The organism is Idiomarina sp. UBA4206 (genome assembly GCF_002383015.1).
In the GTDB taxonomy this organism is placed as follows: domain Bacteria; phylum Pseudomonadota; class Gammaproteobacteria; order Enterobacterales; family Alteromonadaceae; genus Idiomarina; species Idiomarina abyssalis.
Map to the genome: position 1 here is coordinate 46,139 of NZ_DFTS01000004.1, position 494 is coordinate 46,632.

Here is a 494-nt window from a genome sequence, read left to right on the forward strand (position 1 = left end):
CAGCACCCGTGGATCCCGGGAAGAAGGCCATGGGGGCGAATACCGCTGCCATTACCACACCGATGGCAACCAGTGCGCCGGTAATTTGCCCCATCGATTTTATTGTTGCCTGTTTGGGTGATAAACCTTCTTCAGACATTAAGCGTTCAACGTTTTCAACAACGACGATGGCATCATCAACCAATAAACCGATGGAAAGTACCATACCGAACATGGTCAGGGTGTTAATTGAGAAGCCAGCCAAAGACATGACACCCATAGTGCCCAGAATAACAACTGGAATTGCCAGCGTCGGAATTAGGGTTGCCCGTAAATTCTGCAGGAAAACGAACATTAACAGGAAGACCAGAATGATCGCCTCTATTAGTACCTGCGCAACTTCTGAAATTGAAATCTTAATAAAGGGTGTAGTGTCATAAGCCGTGACTAATTCCATTCCATCCGGGAAAAACTGTTCAAGTTCGTCCATGCGGGCTTTAACAGCATCGGCAGTT

Annotated in this window: 1 protein-coding gene; it reads right to left on the reverse strand. The window is 47.0% G+C overall.

The genetic code is table 11. The annotated features are described in order from the left end of the window. The coding region (locus B3180_RS00570; protein WP_286842263.1) for an efflux RND transporter permease subunit at positions 1-494 on the reverse strand (494 nt) is incomplete at both ends.